This is a genomic window from Arcanobacterium pluranimalium (assembly GCF_016907845.1).
Lineage (GTDB): Bacteria > Actinomycetota > Actinomycetes > Actinomycetales > Actinomycetaceae > Arcanobacterium_A > Arcanobacterium_A pluranimalium.
The window spans coordinates 1213957-1231434 of the sequence record NZ_JAFBCS010000001.1 but is presented as its reverse complement, the minus strand read 5'-3'; the positions used below and the strand labels follow the sequence as shown (position 1 = coordinate 1231434).

Annotated in this window: 15 protein-coding genes; 5 read left to right on the top strand and 10 right to left on the bottom strand. The window is 53.3% G+C overall.

Annotated elements, in window-relative coordinates; all coding sequences use genetic code 11:
- Positions 1-15: 15 nt before the first annotated feature.
- The 4 genes from JOD55_RS05290 to JOD55_RS05275 are packed head-to-tail and all read right to left on the bottom strand — an operon-like array spanning position 16 to position 3903.
- The gene (locus JOD55_RS05290; RefSeq protein ID WP_204399021.1) at positions 16-597 is read right to left on the bottom strand and encodes a hypothetical protein; all 582 of its coding nucleotides are present in this window, start codon (positions 595-597) and stop codon (positions 16-18) included.
- Positions 594-1073 (bottom strand): pantetheine-phosphate adenylyltransferase, encoded by a 480-nt coding sequence (coaD, locus tag JOD55_RS05285; protein ID WP_204399020.1) that lies wholly within the window; start codon positions 1071-1073, stop codon positions 594-596. Before coaD ends, JOD55_RS05290 begins: the two co-directional genes overlap by 4 nt.
- Positions 1070-1639 carry a 16S rRNA (guanine(966)-N(2))-methyltransferase RsmD gene (gene rsmD / locus JOD55_RS05280; RefSeq protein WP_204399019.1) on the bottom strand — a complete coding sequence of 190 codons (570 nt, stop codon included), beginning with the start codon at positions 1637-1639 and terminating at the stop codon, positions 1070-1072. Before rsmD ends, coaD begins: the two co-directional genes overlap by 4 nt.
- A 2-nt stretch (positions 1640-1641) precedes the next feature.
- Positions 1642-3903, bottom strand: a complete 2262-nt coding sequence (locus tag JOD55_RS05275; protein ID WP_204399018.1) for a DEAD/DEAH box helicase — start codon at positions 3901-3903, stop codon at positions 1642-1644.
- A 191-nt stretch (positions 3904-4094) separates the two neighbouring features.
- Here JOD55_RS05275 and rpmB point away from each other — a divergent pair, with 191 nt between their 5' ends.
- Together rpmB and JOD55_RS05265 are read left to right on the top strand one after the other, a co-directional pair.
- On the top strand, positions 4095-4286 hold the full coding sequence (rpmB, locus tag JOD55_RS05270; RefSeq protein WP_084707328.1) for a 50S ribosomal protein L28: 192 nt from the start codon (positions 4095-4097) through the stop codon (positions 4284-4286).
- A 417-nt stretch (positions 4287-4703) separates the two neighbouring features.
- The gene (locus JOD55_RS05265) at positions 4704-6137 is read left to right on the top strand and encodes an amino acid permease (protein WP_239538968.1); all 1434 of its coding nucleotides are present in this window, start codon (positions 4704-4706) and stop codon (positions 6135-6137) included.
- A gap of 121 nt (positions 6138-6258) precedes the next feature.
- Here JOD55_RS05265 and thiL read toward each other — a convergent pair whose 3' ends face one another.
- From thiL to leuC, 6 genes are all read right to left on the bottom strand, one after another.
- Positions 6259-7224 carry a thiamine-phosphate kinase gene (thiL, locus tag JOD55_RS05260; RefSeq protein ID WP_204399017.1) on the bottom strand — a complete coding sequence of 322 codons (966 nt, stop codon included), beginning with the start codon at positions 7222-7224 and terminating at the stop codon, positions 6259-6261.
- A gap of 143 nt (positions 7225-7367) precedes the next feature.
- A complete protein-coding gene (locus JOD55_RS05255) occupies positions 7368-7907 on the bottom strand; it encodes an NADPH-dependent FMN reductase (protein ID WP_204399016.1) in 540 nt (179 codons plus the stop codon).
- 264 nt (positions 7908-8171) lie between these two features.
- The gene (locus JOD55_RS05250; protein WP_204399015.1) at positions 8172-9299 is read right to left on the bottom strand and encodes a D-alanine--D-alanine ligase family protein; all 1128 of its coding nucleotides are present in this window, start codon (positions 9297-9299) and stop codon (positions 8172-8174) included.
- A 100-nt stretch (positions 9300-9399) separates the two neighbouring features.
- On the bottom strand, positions 9400-10719 hold the full coding sequence (murA, locus tag JOD55_RS05245; RefSeq protein WP_204399014.1) for a UDP-N-acetylglucosamine 1-carboxyvinyltransferase: 1320 nt from the start codon (positions 10717-10719) through the stop codon (positions 9400-9402).
- A 297-nt stretch (positions 10720-11016) separates the two neighbouring features.
- Positions 11017-11658 carry a 3-isopropylmalate dehydratase small subunit gene (leuD, locus tag JOD55_RS05240; protein WP_204399013.1) on the bottom strand — a complete coding sequence of 214 codons (642 nt, stop codon included), beginning with the start codon at positions 11656-11658 and terminating at the stop codon, positions 11017-11019.
- Positions 11659-11673: 15 nt separating this feature from the next.
- On the bottom strand, positions 11674-13086 hold the full coding sequence (gene leuC, locus JOD55_RS05235; protein WP_204399012.1) for a 3-isopropylmalate dehydratase large subunit: 1413 nt from the start codon (positions 13084-13086) through the stop codon (positions 11674-11676).
- 136 nt (positions 13087-13222) lie between these two features.
- Here leuC and JOD55_RS05230 point away from each other — a divergent pair, with 136 nt between their 5' ends.
- The 3 genes from JOD55_RS05230 to JOD55_RS05220 all read left to right on the top strand — a co-directional run bounded on the left by JOD55_RS05230 (position 13223) and on the right by JOD55_RS05220 (position 17309).
- Entirely contained in the window at positions 13223-13954 is a 732-nt protein-coding gene (locus JOD55_RS05230) for an IclR family transcriptional regulator (protein ID WP_239538967.1), read from the top strand.
- A gap of 3 nt (positions 13955-13957) precedes the next feature.
- A complete protein-coding gene (locus JOD55_RS05225; protein WP_204399011.1) occupies positions 13958-15106 on the top strand; it encodes a glycosyltransferase family 4 protein in 1149 nt (382 codons plus the stop codon).
- Between the two features lie 169 nt (positions 15107-15275).
- The gene (locus JOD55_RS05220; protein ID WP_204399010.1) at positions 15276-17309 is read left to right on the top strand and encodes a M3 family metallopeptidase; all 2034 of its coding nucleotides are present in this window, start codon (positions 15276-15278) and stop codon (positions 17307-17309) included.
- Positions 17310-17478: the final 169 nt, after the last annotated feature.

Here is a 17478-nt window from a genome sequence, read left to right as displayed (position 1 = left end):
ATCGTATTGTGCCTGTTAGTCTTGTAAATCTTCGTGCTCGTCGTAGGCTTCGCTGGCAACGTCGTCGTCTCGTCGATCAGCAATGAGGCCACGTCCGGCGGCAATCTGATGCTGAATCGTATCAAGCTCATTTTGAATGCTTACCAATTCCTGAGCTAGATGTTCCAAAGCAGCGTCGGAGTACTCGTCTGCGCCACGCTTGACGCGATCAGCCTTAGATTTGGCTTCGTCAAGAATACGGGCAGACTGCGATTTTGCCGCAATCGTAATCGAATCCTGCGAAACCAGACGCGATGCTTGCTCGCGCGCCTCAGCCAAAATCTGATCTGCTTCTTGGTTAGCTTGATCAACAATCTCCTCAGCCCGCTCACGTGCTTCATCCGAAACCGCAGCCGCGTCTTGAAGCACCGAATCAGCTGCCACAATCTGCGATGGCACAATATCGCGAGCAGTGTTGAGCAAATCGAGAATCTCGCTTCGATTCACCAGCACTGATGCCGAAAGTGGCATGGCCTTCGCATTCTCCACTAAACCAGTGATTTCTTCTAAAATCTCTAGCAGTGATGCTCCCGTTTCATCAATATTGTGTGAGGTCATTGTGATTCCACTTTCTTTTTGAGTGCTAAAGCAACATTATGAGGAACAAGATCCTCAATCGGCCCACCGTGCGAGGCAATATCTTTGACAAACGACGAAGCCACATGTCCCAAAGCCGGATCTCCCATAATAAAAATCGTTTCGATCCCAGACAAATGCCGATTGAGCAACGACATCGCCTGTTCAGCATCGTAGTCAGCTGCACCACGCAGCCCTTTCACTATCGCCGCCGCACCCCGATCAGCTGCAAAATCAGCGATGAGGCCGTCCACAAATTCAACACTAACCCCATCAATATCGCAAACCGCGCCTTGAGCTAAACGCAAGCGTTCGTCGTCGGAAAAAAAATATTTCTTCTGAGCATTGCGCGCAACAGCCACAATAACCTCGTCAAACATCCCACGGGCGCGCCGAACCACGTCAACGTGACCGAACGTGATGGGATCGTACGATCCAGGGCAAACAGCTATAGTCATATTTCTATGTTATGCCCTATCTCGGAACGAATCGCACTCCACACTCTGGTGTCGCCCCATTTGCGATCATCATCCAAGTGATAACCTGCTGGCCACTGCGGTTCAGGAGATTTCTTATCGCGCTCAACCACGAGCATGCCGTCCTCGGCAAGATGCATCACCGCCAGCCCCAAGACCAGCGCAAGATCGTCCTCCGAGAGCGCATACGGCGGATCAATAAGGATCAAATCAAAAGTTGGTAGGCCTTGGCTCGCGAGGTACGTCTCTGCTTTTTGGTTCTGCACCTCTACGTTAAGCCCGGTCAATCGCGCATTTTCTACAATCACTTTCGACGCCGCGCTGGCCGCTTCCACGCAAACCACGCGTTTCGCACCACGCGAGAGCGCTTCAAGCCCTAACGCACCCGATCCCGCATACAAGTCGAGCACGACGCAATCGCGGATGTATCCGAAGTGGTCAAGGCGCGAAAACAAGGCCTCACGCACTCGCTCCGACGTGGGCCGAGTACCACTTTTAGGCACACGAAGATTCCGCCCGCCTGCTATACCCGAAACAATGCGCGTCATCGTCAGCCTTTCTCTAAGTAGGAAGTCTCAGAACTGCCCTCAAGTTCGTTTACTTCACGTGCCAGCTGGGCATTCGTAGTTAAATCAGGATCGTGAGCGACCAGCTCAACGGCAAATTCTTTGGCTTGAGCGATAATAGTTTCGTCCTTTATCACGCTCAAAAAACGCAAAGAGCTGCGCTGACCCGATTGCTGTGAGCCAAGCACATCACCTTCAGAACGTAGTTCAACGTCAGTGCGCGCCAGCTCAAAACCGTTCGTTGTGCCGGAGAACGCCTCCAAACGAGCATGCGCGACCGTACCCTCAGGAGCAGCGTGAACAGCCAAACACAAACTCGGCCTAGTACCGCGTCCAATTCGCCCACGCAACTGGTGCAACTGTGAAAGCCCAAAGCGATCGGCGTCCATAATCACCATCAGCGAAGCGTTGGGGTTATCCACGCCCACCTCAATGATTGTCGTCGAAATGAGCACCTGCACCTGCCCATTCGCAAAATCAGCCATAATGCGCTCTTTTTCCGCACCAGGCATTCGCCCATGTAGAGCTGCGATTTTAACGCCGTTTAAGCGCGGATTCACACGCAAGTCGCTCAGCGTAGTTTCTACCGATGCGAGTTCGCGGTTTGGGTCCGCTTCAAAGGGAGCAAAGGCTTGCATCGATTCATTGCCGACGACGCCGCTGCGCACGCCGTCGTCTTCCGCTTCCGTTGCAGAAATACGCGGGCAGACGACGTAAACCTGGCCGCCGTCGTCGATCTCTTCCCTGGCCCGCTCCCAAATTCTCTCGATCCAGGTCTCTTTCCAAGCCGGAACGAGCGCAGTGGATATTGCTGCGCGCCCGCGTGGAAGTTCATCGAGGGTGGAAACGTTCAAATCGCCGAAAGACGTCATGGCAACTGTGCGCGGGATTGGAGTTGCAGTCATCACCAACATATGCGCACCTTTCGCCAGCTTATCGCGCTGATCTACGCCAAATCGATGCTGTTCATCAACAATGAGCAAGCCCAAAAACGGTATTTGCACGTGGTCTTGAATGAGCGCATGCGTGCCGATAATAAATTGCGCCTGACCAGATGCGATGCGCAACAGTGCACTGCGTTTATCTTTCGCACTCATCGAACCGGTGAGTAGCTCCACGCAAATCGCCTGCTCAGGAGCACCGAGCAAACCGCCGTCGGCAAGCTCTCCCATCAGTTTCTTGACGGAGTTCAGATGTTGCTGAGCTAAAACTTCGGTGGGTGCGAGTAAAACGGCTTGCTTGCCCGCGTCGATTGCTTGCAAAATTGCCCGCACTGCAACCGCGGTTTTACCTGCTCCTACGTCTCCTTGTAGCAGACGACGCATGGGCACGTCAGATTCCAAGTCGTGCGCAATTTCCTCACCAACGTTGCGTTGCCCTGCCGTGAGCTCGAACGGTAGCGAAGCGTCAAAGGCGGCCAATACGCCGTCACGACGACGTTTGCACGCAGGCGCGGGAACAGCTCGCGCCCGATGTGCACGCCGCGCTAACACGATCTGGAGCAGCGCAGCTTCTTCATACTTCATTCTGCGCTCGGCTGCGCGCCAATTTTCTTCGTTTGCTGGCTGGTGAAGCAATCGTATCGCTTCCAGACGTGAGGGTAGATCGTGCTCTTTGCGCCATGCTGGCGGAAGCGGGTCTGGGAGAACGTCCTCGTTCAATTGTGGCAAGACGATCTCCACAGCTCGCGCGATCTGCCATGAAGGCACTTTTTGTGCAGCGTGGTAGATAGGAATCGGCCGCGCAAGCTCTTCGGCGTCGACTTCGGCGTACTCGTCTATCAACTCATATTCGGGGTGAGTGAGCTGCAAAGTACCACGGTAAGAAGAGACAGTGCCCGAGAATATGGCGAGCACACCCGGCTCTAACTTCATGGTATGGAATTTGAGCGGACGCTCGTGTTTGGCAAAGAATGTGAGCTCAAGTTCGTGCAGACCCTCCCCGATCTGCACGGTGAGTATAAATCCGCGGCGATTATTCATCGGGCGAATATTTGCCTCTAGTACCCGCGCGACGACGGTGACCGAATCCCCCTCATTCACAGCTTGAATTGGCATCAGTTCGCCACGTTTTGCGAGCCGAAATGGGATGTGGAAAATGAGATCGCCGACCGTGTGTAATTCGAGTTTCGCAAGGGCTTTTGCTGATCGACTACCTAGATAGCGTTCGAGTGGTGCGGAAAGAATGCCCTGTTCCTCGGACTGCAGCGCCGGGGAATCGTATTCACTCACATCCTTTTCTTTCACACTTCAAGGATACCTGTAGCGAAGAGACTTTGGTGATTCGTGACTGATCGGCAATCCGTCGGATACGAACGTGCCCAATGCCACTGGTTTTCCCGCTTGGTGATTCCCGGCGTTGTGCGATAGTATTTTTCAGTTGCCATTTTGGTACCGGACGACGATCGCGTCCGATAAAACGAACGAAGGAGAAAACCGTGGCCTCTGTATGTGACGTCTGCGGCAAGGGCCCGGGCTTCGGCAAGAGCGTCTCGCACTCCCACGTGCGTACCAGCCGTCGCTGGAACCCGAACATTCAGCGTGTTCGCGCACTCGTTAAGGGTGCTCCTAAGCGTCTGAATGTGTGCACCTCCTGCCTTAAGGCTGGTAAGGTAACCCGCAATATCTGATTGCAAATAAACGCTAAAAGCCCCGCCTAACGGCGGGGCTTTTTGTTTTACCGCTGCTGGTGTTGGTGTGTCTGAGGTGGGCGTGGCGTTCCAGTGCGCCTGACCGTCGAAATTTGGTGTGGATTTTGCAAGATCTCGATATATGTGCAGATGTGTGCAAAACTGCCCCAAAAGTGCGTCGGAGGGTCGGCATGTCGGCGGGCATGTTGGGGTCTTGTTGGGGTCTTGTTGGGGTCTTGCCGCCGGCCCGTTCCGGTGCGCCGCCTAAAACGCCACTTTTCCTCTCCAAAAATGACCTCCCAACTGCAGCATTTGCGCACCTCGTCCCAAAAAGCAAGATAAGAATCTCGACATTTGACGCTCGTAATACACTAATAACACGCAAAATAAGATTTCACGGCAGGTCAAAGGACTACCATGCACTCGCAAACACAAGCACAGGAGCATACACAGCTCGAACGTAGGCTAACTAGCGCCCAAATTTCTATGATCGCACTATCTGGAGCACTTGGAACTGGTCTATTTCTCGGTGCTGGCTCAACCATCGCCCACGCCGGACCAGCCACGATCATATCTTATGCTTTAGCTGGTTGTTTGGCACTTTCAGTGGTCTGGGCTTTGGCAGAAATGGTTAGTGCCCACCCTGTACCGGGCGGACACGGCGCTATTGCGGCAACGCATCTCGGCAAACTCGGAGGCTACGTCACTCGTTGGAATTTTGCGATCACAATGCTCACCGCAGTGGGTGCTGAAGTGACGGCCGCAGCAACTTATTTCCAGTACTGGTTTCCGAATCTCAACCTTGGACTCGGCACCGTACTTTGTTCGCTCTTCATCGTCGCCCTCAACCTAGCCACAGTTCGCCTCTACGGCTCGTCTGAGTACTGGTTCTCTATGATAAAGGTCACGGCGATTATCGTCTTTATTATTCTTGGGCTTGCTGTAGTTTTTACGGGCTGGCCAAGTCAAAATGAACCGCTCGGATTCGTGAATCTCACTGCTGGCGACGGCGGTTTCGCACCTCATGGCATCACCGGAATTCTTCTCGCGTCCTGTATGGCAGTATTCAGCTTCGGTGGCGTAGAGAACGTGTCCGTTTCTGCAGCTGAAAGCGAGAATCCTGAACGCGATATTCCACGTGCTGCGTCTACGATGATCTGGCGTCTGCTCATTTTCTACATCTTTGCAATTGCGGTGATTGTGGCACTTCAACCGTGGACCACTACCGTTGCTGAATCTGGCCAAGCTGATTCCTCGCCTTTCGTCAAGGTGCTTGATTCGGCGGGATTTGCCAGCGCGGGGCACGTGATGAACGCTATTCTCATCGTCGCAGCTCTCTCGGCCGCTAATGGATGTCTCTACACCGGCTCTCGCATGATCCACTCCTTGGCACTTGACGGCATGGCTCCCCGTTTTGCTGCGCGCACTACCGAGCAGGGGGCACCACGAGGTGCAGTTGCCATCGCTACGCTGTGTTTCTTCATCGCATCCGCACTCGCGATTTTCAGCCCCAATAGTGCATTCATGAGTCTCTACGGTGCAGCAACGGTTGGAATTCTCGTCACGTGGGTGATGGTGATGCTCACCCATCTTAAGTTCCGCAAACACTGGGACGAGCACGGACTTCCTCGCCCGCCTGCCCGTCTATTGGGAGCTCCTGTGATTAATATCGTGGTGATAGTGGCATGTGCTGCGATTTTCATCGCGTTACGCACGATGCTTCCGGTGGTCTGGACGGCTGGAATTCCCTACCTCATACTCCTGGTGGTCTCTTATTTCATCGTGAATTCAGTTTCCAAGCTGCCCGATCCCGCACCACTGCAGATTGGCAGCCAAAACGATTCACAATAAAGTGCACTGTCTCGAGGAGAGATTCACCAACTGAGTTTTACTCAATTTTGTGCCCCTTAGCTAGTACTGCACTCGCTAAGGGGCACTTTGCTGCGTTTTGCACATAGTTGGCCTCTTTCACCTAATTGTGAAAATGATCCCAACCGCCGGCGGCTGCGTATTCAGCTCCACCGACGCTCACCCGCCCGTTCATATCAGGAGCTTTTACCTGCCCGATCACAGTGAATCCATCTGGAACTGGAGCGTTCGCTTTCATCGTTGCAATGAATCCGTGGTCTTCCCCGCCTTCACATAGCCACAGACGACGGTCTGCCGCCAGTCTTCCTGCAGCTTTACCAAGCGGGCCGAGGTAGTTACGCAAAGCTTTTTCGTCGATGTCTATCCATACGCGAGAGCGCCGCGCAATGCGATGCGTATCTTTGATTAGTCCATCGGATACGTCCATCATTGCCGTCAAACATCCGGTTTTTGCGGCATTTAACGCGATTTCGAGTGGCGGTTTTGGGCGCAAGAAGTCATCAATTAATGCCGATAAATCAGGCTCTACATTCTCTCGGTTGTAGCCGGCTTCAAGTAGAGCCATTCCAGCCATACCACGCCCGATCACCCCAGCGTGGATCAGTAAATCACCTGGTCGAGCACCAGATCTCAAGATCGGCGTCTCCACATCACCGAGTACCGTAACCGAAATGGAGATATACTCCCCACGCACAAGATCGCCTCCATCAACGCCTACCTCAAGCGGTTCGCAGGCATCGCGCATACCTCGTGCGAAATCGAGCAGCCATTCCATTTCAGTATCTGCCGGAAAAGCAATCCCTACAGCCAAAGTTCGCGGTATTGCGCCCATAGCAACCGAATCGGCTAGATTTTGTGTAGCTGCCCGGTAGCCGACGTCATAGCCGGTAGACCAATCAGTCCTAAAATGTACATTTTCATTGAGGAGATCAACCGAAATCGCTGTTTTGTGTGGAAAATCGAGCACTGCACAATCATCGCCACTGGGCACCACAATATTTCTTGCTTGTGGCAACACTTTGACTAGCTTGGCAATTATTTCATCTTCAGAAAGCTCATTTACACGCATATGTCAATCATGCCATTAGCCTCATGAATGGCGCTATATTGTGGCTCTTTGCGAGTAAAAGCAGATGATACATGCTCGGAAAAGCTGTGTGGCTCGCACCTTTTGGTGCGAGCCACACAGGCACGATTAACGCATCGCAAAAATTACTTTGTGTTTGCGTTGACGAAATCTACGAATGCCTCGATCCAGGACTTCAAGAATTCCTTGGCATCGGCATTAGCTTCACCCTCTGCAAGGCCAGTAGTGAGGGCGTTAATATAACCTTCTGGCTGTCCCATGAGCTTCACGTTGAAGAATTGAAGCATTGCACGCAAGGACTGCTGCCCTGCTGCTGTGCCAATGCCTGATGGCGAAGCACCGATGGTAGCAATTACCTTGCCGCCAAGTGCCCATTCTCCATATGGGCGAGAGCTCCACTCGATTGCATTGTGCAGTGGTGCGGAGAAGCTACGGTTGTGTTCAGGGGTCACGAGGATAACGCCGTCTGCACTGGAAAGCAGGTCTTTAAAGTCGCGAGCAACTTGTGGGAAATCGGAGTCATAATCGCGGCTGTAGAGCGGAAGATCTTTGATCGAAGCTTCCACCATTTCCACACCTTGAGGTGCTAGTTCGCGCAGTTCATTGGCGAGTCGACGGTTGATCGAATCTTCAGAAAGTGAACCAACAATATATACAATCTTCATAACTATCACATACCTTTTGTTTGTAACGTGCTTACATAAACAACTTTACTTGTGTTTTCACACTACAGCACTGTTAGTTTAATATTCAACTATTCATTCTTGAGTTCGCTCACAGTAAAATAAATCTGTGAGGAACAACTGCTCCGATCAGCAAAATAACCAGCGACCAGCACAATTAACTAGCAACCGGCACAAACCGACCCGCGCAGCCAACAAGCGATCAGCCCGAGCCAACAATCCGCACCAACCGATCAACTTAACCAATCAGTGCAGACCGGTACCGCGCTCCAACGCCAAAGAAATGAGCTCATCAACAAGCTCTACATAGCTCAAACCCGCTTTTTCCCACATGACCGGGTACATCGAAAATGGCGTAAATCCTGGCATCGTATTAATCTCGTTGACCAGCACATCGCCAGCATCAGTCAAGAAGAAATCAACGCGAGTGAGCCCCTCACACTCAAAAGCATCAAAGGCCTTAACCGCCATCTGCCGCATATGCTCCGCAGTTGCCGGATCAACATCAGCTGGCACCTGCATGCGCAAACCATCAGTATCAATGTACTTGTGTTCAAAATCGTAGAACGTCGCATCCTGCTGAGCTAGCACCACTTCACCAAGAATCGCGGCTCGACTCGGCTCATCGCCGTGCCCGCCGAGCACCGCACATTCGATTTCTCGCCCGTTAATCCCCTGCTCGATCACTACCTTCGGATCAACTTCGTGAGCACGCTCCACAGCAGCTTCAAGCTCATCAAGGGTATCCACACGCGAAATGCCCAGCGAGGAACCAGCACGCGCAGGCTTCACAAACACAGGGAATTGCAGTTTGGACACGTCATCAATAACCTCGGCACGCTGCGTATTCCAGCGGCGCCGATTTGCCACCACGTAGGGCCCAATCGGAATCCCGGCAGATTCCAATACGACTTTCATGAAGCCTTTGTCCATGCCAGCCGCCGAAGCGAACACACCACAACCAACATAAGGAATATTGGCCATGTCGAGCAGACCTTGAATAGTCCCGTCTTCGCCAAACGGGCCATGCAACAACGGAAACACAACGTCTACAGCGCCTAAAGAGCGCAGTACGCGAGCGTCGTCGTCCGCTGATACCACCAAAATCTCCTGCGTGCCATCGCCCGGCGATAGAACTACGCGCTCATCACTCGGCGGCACTTCCGTTGATGCCCCATTAAGCTGCAGTTTCGCCGGATCTGTCTCACCCGGCACCCAGCTTCCGTCCTTGCGGATTGCGATAGAGACGACGTCGTAGCGCCCCTTATCGAGCGCTGCCATCACAGCGCCCGCAGTTGCGCAGGAAATCGGGTGCTCACCTGAGGTTCCACCGTAGATCAAGGCAATGCGGATTTTTTGCGATTCGTTGGTCATGGAATTAATCCTACCGTTGTAAAAATTTTAATAAAACGATCGACATAGCTCACTCATCACAATGATTCTCAGCGTGTCAATCGCGGCGCCGCCACTCCCGTTATGCTTTCTCCACATTGGCACCAAGGGCGTGCAATTTGTGCATGAAATGCTCATACCCACGGTTGATAATATCGATACCGTGCACCGTCGATTCGCCTTCAGCCGCCAAAGCGGCGATCAAATGGGAGAAGCCGCCACGCAGATCAGGCACTTCAATATCTGCACCTTTGAGGTGTGTAGGGCCTTGAATCACCGCAGAATGGAAGTAATTTTCACGCCCAAACCGGCACTGTTTTGAGCCCAAGCACTCGCTGTACACCTGGATATGAGCACCCATCTGGTTGAGCGCTTCAGTGAAACCAAATCGGTTCTCGTAAACCGTTTCATGCACAATCGACACACCGACTGCCTGCGTCAATGCCACAACCATTGGCTGTTGCCAGTCAGTCATAAATCCAGGGTGCACATCGGTTTCAATCGGCAACGACTTCAACTCCGTGCCCGGATGCCAAAAGCGGATACCGTCGTCATAAATGTCAAACTTACCTCCAACTTTGCGGAACACGTTGAGGAAATTCATCATCGATTCTTGTTGTGCGCCGCGCACAGTAATATCACCTTTAGTGGCCAGAGCAGCACACGCCCAAGAGCCAGCTTCAATGCGATCTGCCAGCGCCGTATGCCGGTAGCCATGCAGCTCACGCACGCCCTCAATATGGATCGTGCGATCGGTGTCCACAGTGATCAAAGCACCCATTTTCTGCAAAACAGCAATGAGATCCATAATTTCTGGCTCAACAGCCGCACCCGTCAACTCGGTAACGCCGCGCGCACGAACTGCGGCGAGAAGAGTCTGTTCCGTGGCACCCACGGAGGGATACGGCAAGTGAACTTTCTTTGCTTTCAATCCGTTGGGAGCCGTAAGGTGCAAACCCAAATCTTCAACCGAACGGCGGGCACCAAAATCTTCCAAAACGGCCAAATGGAAATCAACCGGACGATCCCCGATGTGGCATCCACCCAGATCGGGAATAAATGCCTCACCTAGTGCGTGCAGCAACGGGCCACAAAAAAGAATCGGAATCCGCGACGATCCCGCAAGTGCCTCAACTTCTGCCGGATCTGGCAGATGAATCTTGCCTGGCGTAATCTCAAGTACGCCAGCTTCTTGGTCGTAGTTAACTTCCGCGCCATGTGCGCGTAGCAATTGACTCACCACATCGACGTCGCGGATCAATGGCACATTTCGTAAAACGGACGTTTCCTCTGTGAGGAGCGCGGCAACCATGGCCTTCGAAACAAAATTCTTCGCGCCACGCACCGTGATTTCGCCTTGCAGTGGATGCCCACCCACGACTTTCAAAACGCCACTAGACATTCATTACTCCTTCTTCGCTTGAACCCCTCAAGCGAATACCGAATACCACAATACAGGCTAACCACCGATATGAGGCACAGTCAGAGTGCTAAGTTTACCACGTAGCGCAATTTTAGGTAGCTGCGAGTCGCATTATGCCAGGGTTTAAGCCTGTACCAGGGTTTAAGAGCACTGTGCGAGTATTTAGGCGTCGCCCAGCTGTTTGAGTTCCACCCAGATGTTTGAACATCTCACAGCTGCGCAAGCCGAGAACTGCCACCTAAGTCTCGAACTGCTGCGCAAATCTCAAACAGTCGCTTAAGCCTCATCGGGTCTCGCTGAGACGATGTCAACCGGTGGCAGATGCTTGGCCGGAAGCGTCTGCGGCTTAAAGACCTGCCGTTTCGCTTCAAATTCCGCAATCGCATCGGCATCGCGCAAGGTTAGACTAATATCGTCCAAACCTTCCATCAAACGCCAGCGCGTATAGTCATCAATCTCAAATCTGCACGTAAATTGGCCAGCTTGCAGCGTACGCTCCTCGAGATTTACCTGCACTTGCGTGCCCGGCTCTGTTTCGAGAATCTTCCACAGCTGCTCGACGTCTTCTTGACTCACCACGCCAGCGAGCAACCCTTGCTTACCAGAGTTACCACGGAAAATATCTGCAAACCGCGGAGCGAATACCGCCTTGAAGCCGTAGTCTTTGAGCGCCCACACCGCGTGCTCACGCGAGGAGCCGGTGCCAAAATCTCGCCCGGCAATCAGTACCGTGCCATGCTTGTATTCTCCCTTGTTAAGCACAAAATTCGGATCACTTCGCCAAGCCGCAAATAGCGCATCTTCAAAACCTGTGCGCGAAATTCGCTTGAGATAAACCGCAGGTATGATCTGATCTGTGTCTACATTAGAACGGCGTAGCGGCACTCCAACGCCCGTGTGTGAAATAAATTTCTCCATCTGCACCACTAACTCCTAGTTCGTTTCCAACAAGTCCGACGGCGCTGCCAAAGTTCCCCGAATCGCCGTTGCGGCAGCTACGAGTGGAGAAACGAGGTGGGTGCGTCCGCCTTTTCCTTGCCGCCCCTCAAAGTTGCGGTTAGAGGTCGACGCCGCGCGCTCACCTGGCGCCAATTGGTCCGGATTCATTCCCAGGCACATCGAGCAGCCTGCATTGCGCCACTCCGCTCCGAAATCTTTGAAGATCAGATCAAGCCCCTCCGCTTCGGCCTGTAGCCGGACGCGAGCCGAACCTGGTACCACAAGTACACGAACGCCGTCGGCCTTTTTCTTGCCCTCAATAATCTTGGCGACGCTGCGCAAATCTTCAATGCGCCCGTTTGTACACGAGCCAATAAACACCGTGTCTACTGGGATTTCTTTCATCGGAGTTCCGGGCACCAATCCCATGTACTCGAGCGCACGCTCGGCCGCATGTCGTTTCGTTTCATCCGCAATATCGGCAGGATCAGGAACAGTACTGGAAATCGGCACGCCCTGGCCAGGGTTCGTTCCCCAGGTCACAAACGGTTCCAAGGTGGAAGCGTCGAGATCTACTTCGACGTCGAACACGGCGTCGTCGTCCGAACGTAAGGTGCGCCAGTAGGCAACGGCTTCATCCCACTGCTCGCCCTGCGGCGCATGCGGCTTTCCCTTGATGTATTCGAATGTAACGTCGTCTGGCGCGATCATTCCAGCGCGCGCACCTGCTTCAATAGACATGTTGCAGATGGTCATACGCGCTTCCATCGACAACTTGCGGATTGCTTCCCCGCGATACTCAAGCACATAGCCTTGTCCACCGTTTGTGCCGATTTGAGCGATAACCGCCAAGATAATGTCTTTGGCGGTTGTGCCCGGTTTGAGTTCTCCGTGAATATTGACTGCCATCGTCTTGAAAGGAGTGAGCGGAAGCGTTTGAGTGGCGAGCACATGCTCTACTTCTGAGGTACCAATACCAAAGGCCAAGGCGCCAAAAGCACCATGCGTCGACGTGTGCGAATCACCGCAAACAATCGTCATGCCCGGTTGCGTGAGACCGAGCTGGGGGCCAACCACGTGCACGATGCCTTGGTCGGCGTCGCCGAGCGAATGGATACGAACCCCAAAATCCTGTGCGTTCTTGCGCAAGGTGTCGATTTGAATACGCGAAATCGGGTCAGCAATCGGCAGGTCAATGTTGAGAGTTGGCGTATTGTGATCTTCGGTGGCAATCGTAAGATCCGGCCTGCGCACCTTACGCCCAGCGATCCGCAAGCCCTCAAACGCTTGCGGACTGGTGACTTCGTGGCACAGGTGGAGGTCGATATACAACAAATCTGGCGCACCGTCGTTACCACGTTTAACTATGTGGTGATCCCACACTTTTTGAGCGAGTGTTTGAGCCATTTTCCCTATTTCTTTCGTACGTTTTCTGCAAGTTTTCTAAAAGTCTTGTGTTCATACGTATCTCTTACACATAGACTGGTAAAATTTTTTACGTGTCACACTTGCGTCTCAACGTTTGGGATGGCAATATCATTGCATGGACGCAATTGATTCTGGCAGCGGTGTAGGTGTATTAGATAAAGCCGCCATGGTGCTTGGTGCTCTCGAAGCAGGACCATTGACGCTTGCCCAACTCGTCACCGCGACTCATTTAGCACGGCCAACAGCACACCGCTTAGCTGTGGCACTCGAACATCACCGGCTGGTTGCCCGCGATATGCAAGGGCGTTTCGTGCTCGGCCCGCGCCTAACTGAACTCGCTTCCGCGGCTGGCGAAGATCGCCTCCTCGCGGCTGCAAACCCCGTCCTGATTGCACTTCGCGATCACACCGGCGAATCTGCCCAGCTCTACCGGCGCCAAGGCGACCAGCGAATCTGTGTTGCCGCAGCAGAACGCGCCATGGGATTGCGCGATTCGATCCCAGTTGGTGCCACGCTTTCCATGCTCGCCGGCTCTGCCGCACAAATTCTCCTGGCATGGGAAGAACCAGATCGTCTCCATCGTGGTTTGCACGGCGCCCAATTCACTGCCACCGTTCTTTCCGCCGTCCGACGCCGCGGTTGGTCGCAGTCGGTTGGCGAACGCGAGGCAGGTGTGGCATCAATTTCCGCGCCTGTACGCGGTCCCTCCGGCCGCGTGATTGCCGCCGTCTCCATCTCGGGACCAATTGAACGAATGGGCCGCCAGCCGGGACGCCAGCACGCTGCCGCCGTCGTCACCGCTGCAAACCGCCTCACCGAAGTACTCAAGCGCACCGAAGGTATCTAAACCATGAAGAAAACCCTCTTAGTGACCAATGATTTCCCGCCGCGTGCAGGTGGAATTCAAACATTCCTGGAGGGCTTTGTTGGCGAGCTTGATCCCGCTCAGCTCGTTGTTTACGCCTCTACTCCCCCAGATACTGAGTCTGAATCGGGAGCCGAGGCCGCCGCACGTTACGATGCTTCAGTTCCGTATACGGTGGTGCGCTATCCAGGTACGATGATGCTGCCGATCCCTGCGGTGCAGAAAAAAATGCAGGAACTCATCGTTGAGCACGAGGTTCACAATGTTTGGTTTGGTGCGGCGGCGCCTTTGGGATTGATGGCGAATGCCGCCCGTAAAGCAGGCGCTCAGCAAGTCATTTCGACGACGCACGGGCACGAAATCGGGTGGTCCATGATTCCGGGTGCTCGTGCGTTATTGCGCAAAGTTTTCCACGACGCCGATGTGGTCACCTATCTCACGCAGGCCACACTCAAACGCTTGCGTCCTTGCATTGGTGACACACAAATTATGCAGCTACACGGCGCAATCAATCCTGAGGCATTCGCCTTCGATAGCGACGCTAAGGAGCGCCTGCGCAACCGCTACGGCATTGCGCAAGACGCAAGAGTGGTGGTGTGTATTTCGCGCCTGGTAGAGCGCAAAGGCCAAGACAAGCTGATCCTCGCCTGGGAGCGGATCGTTCAGCGCTTTCCCGGCACGAAGCTGCTCATCGTGGGCAAGGGGCCTTACGGGGAGAAATTACAGGCTTTAGCAGCAGAATCGAAAGCTTGCGCCGATATCATTTTCACCGGCGAAGTACCTTATGCAGAATTGGCTGCTCATTACTCGGTTGGCGATGTATTTGCTATGCCGTGCCGCACTCGTGGTGGCGGCTTGGATATTGAGGGCTTGGGCATTGTGTATTTAGAAGCATATGCAGCTGGTTTGCCGGTGGTGGCAGGCGATTCTGGTGGCGCGCCAGAAGCCGTGATCGACGGTAAAACTGGTCTCGTTGTGAATGGCAACGAAGTGGACGCAATCGCGCAAGCACTCGAATACCTGTTGGATGACCCGCAACGCGCCGAAGCAATGGGAGCTGCTGGCCATGCTTGGGTTGATCAGCATTGGCGCTGGTCAGACGTGGCGCGTCCGCTGGTGCAGTTGCTTTCTTAGGGTATTGAGTGGCTAGTGAGCCGAGCGCTTTCCTTAACTTAGGCGATTTGGGGGCACATGCCGCAATAATTGATCGATACCCAAAGATTCGCATGGGTTAGGGCACGCATTGTCAGTCACCCACATGGCCCGCCGAAAAATTTTATTTTCAACCCTGTAGAATATCTGTATGACCATAGAAAATAACCCATTACTACAGAAATCCGACTTACCTTATGAACTCCCCCATTGGGAGCTAATTAAGCCCGAACATATTGTTCCTGCAGTTGAATACGCAGCTAAAGCAGAGCGCGAAGCTTGGGAACAGATAGCTTCCGCCACCTGCGCACCTACCGTTGAAAATACTGTAGAAGCACTCGAAAATGCCGGAGAACTCCTCGAGTCGGTACTCAACACCGGTTTTACGTTGATCAGTTCGGTTGGTGGAGAAGAGTTTGAAAAAGTTGAAGCTCAGATCGGACCGATGATGTCTGAGCACTACAACGCTTTTTATCTTGACGAACGCATCTATCAACGCCTACGCCAGCTCGATCTGAGCACCGCGGATTCCGAAACGCGCCATTATGCCCAAGAACTGCTCAACGACTTCGAACAGCGTGGTGTGGCACTTGAGCCAGAGCAGAAGGATGCTTTGTGCAAACTCGATGCGAAACTTTCAGAAGCAGAAATCGCTTTTGGCCAGCGGGTCGTGCAGGCGATGAGCGACAACGAGCTAGTTCTAGAAGATCAGGAGCTCCTGGCAGGTTTGAGCGCAGAGAAGATCGCTTCGTTCACTGCCGATGACGGCACGGTTCGTCTCCCGTTGGAGAACTTCACGAATCAGCCTGTACAGACGGAGCTGGAGAATCCCGCGGCTCGCGCGGCTTTGCTCGCTGCATCTATGAGTCGTGGCTTGGGCGAGCATGCAAGCTCAGACACGCGCGAACTCGTGTTGAAGATTGCTCGGCTGCGAGCTGAACGCGCTGAGCTGCTTGGCTATCCACATCATTCGCAAGTTGTGGCTGCGCGAGGAATGGCAAAAGATTCTGAGGCGATCTCGCAGCTTTTACTTTCGGTAGCGAAGCCTGCTGTAACTGCAGCTGAATACGAAGCGGTGAAGCTGGCACAAATGGCGAAAAATGCGGGTCAAGCTGAGGAATTTTCCGCAGCGGATTGGACGTACTACCAGGAGAAACTTCGAGCTGGCTTGGGTCTAGATGACGCTGCAATGGCACCGTATTTCTCGCTTGAAAACGTGGTGGAAAATGGTATTTTCTTTGCCGCCCATGAGCTCTACGGTTTGGATTTTGTTGAGCGCCCGGAGCTTAAAGGCTATCTCCCCAGTGTTCGCACCTGGGAAGTTGTGAATGAAGACGGCGTTGGGATCGCTTTGTTCCAAGCCGATTTTTATCGCCGTAAGGGCAAGCATGGTGGCGCTTGGATGCATGAGATTGTGGCGGGTTCAGGTTTGAGTGGTAAGAAGCCACTCATTATGAATAACTGCAATTTTGATGAGCCTGCTGAGGGTGAGCCATGCCTGCTCACCTGGGACAACGTGATCACTGTATTCCATGAGTTTGGCCATGCGCTTCATGGCATCTTGACGAATACGAAGTATCGTTCAACGTCGGGCACTCACGTTCCGCGCGATTTTGTGGAAACACCGTCGCAGCTCAATGAGATGTGGGCTTACAACCCGCAAGTGCTTGCTCGCTACGCTGTGCACTATCGCACTGGCGAACCTCTCCCCGAGCACCTCGTCAAGGCACTGTCGGAGTCAAAGACCTTTGGTCAGGCTTTTGAAACCACGGAGTTACTCGCTTCGGCTCTTTTGGATCAAGCTTGGCACCGTATCTCCTCGCAAGAGATTCCGGCTAGCGTCGAGGATTTCGAAAAAGTGGCTTTGGAGGAGTTCGGAGTCGATTGTGAGCTGATTCCACCGCGCTATCGCTCTACATATTTCAATCACACGTTCGGTGGCGGCTACGATGCTGGCTATTATTCCTATATCTGGGCTGAGGTATTGGCGGCAGATATTGAGAATTGGTTTAAGACGTCGGCTGCTATTGACGGCGATGGCGGTTTGAATCGCGAAGCTGGCGAACGGGTTAAGTCTGAGATTCTCTCGCGAGGAAATTCTCGCCCACCGATGGAATCTTTCCGCGCCTTGCTTGGACGCGACCCACGCCCAGAAGCTATCTTGGAACGCCGTGGCTTAGCTTAAAACTCTGCTCGTGGTTGGCGCGTGCCATTCTTGCTCAATGGTACGCTCCAACCACAAGCTATCAAGCGCAATTCTTGGTGCAAAACCCGCAACTACTGCACATATATCGAGAAGTTGCGAAAACCGCCCCAACTTTCCGAAACCTTCAAGCACTAGGTACGCGAAAAGT

Coding starts and splice junctions, on each gene's coding strand:
- JOD55_RS05265 (WP_239538968.1), top strand. CDS start 4,704: ATGCACTCGCAAACACAAGCACAGGAGCATACACAGCTCGAACGTAGG.
- JOD55_RS05230 (WP_239538967.1), top strand. CDS start 13,223: ATGGACGCAATTGATTCTGGCAGCGGTGTAGGTGTATTAGATAAAGCC.
- JOD55_RS05220 (WP_204399010.1), top strand. CDS start 15,276: ATGACCATAGAAAATAACCCATTACTACAGAAATCCGACTTACCTTAT.
- leuC (WP_204399012.1), bottom strand. CDS start 13,086: ATGGCTCAAACACTCGCTCAAAAAGTGTGGGATCACCACATAGTTAAA.
- coaD (WP_204399020.1), bottom strand. CDS start 1,073: ATGACTATAGCTGTTTGCCCTGGATCGTACGATCCCATCACGTTCGGT.
- JOD55_RS05250 (WP_204399015.1), bottom strand. CDS start 9,299: ATGACCAACGAATCGCAAAAAATCCGCATTGCCTTGATCTACGGTGGA.
- JOD55_RS05255 (WP_204399016.1), bottom strand. CDS start 7,907: ATGAAGATTGTATATATTGTTGGTTCACTTTCTGAAGATTCGATCAAC.
- leuD (WP_204399013.1), bottom strand. CDS start 11,658: ATGGAGAAATTTATTTCACACACGGGCGTTGGAGTGCCGCTACGCCGT.
- murA (WP_204399014.1), bottom strand. CDS start 10,719: ATGTCTAGTGGCGTTTTGAAAGTCGTGGGTGGGCATCCACTGCAAGGC.
- JOD55_RS05290 (WP_204399021.1), bottom strand. CDS start 597: ATGACCTCACACAATATTGATGAAACGGGAGCATCACTGCTAGAGATT.
- rsmD (WP_204399019.1), bottom strand. CDS start 1,639: ATGACGCGCATTGTTTCGGGTATAGCAGGCGGGCGGAATCTTCGTGTG.
- JOD55_RS05225 (WP_204399011.1), top strand. CDS start 13,958: ATGAAGAAAACCCTCTTAGTGACCAATGATTTCCCGCCGCGTGCAGGT.
- thiL (WP_204399017.1), bottom strand. CDS start 7,224: ATGCGTGTAAATGAGCTTTCTGAAGATGAAATAATTGCCAAGCTAGTC.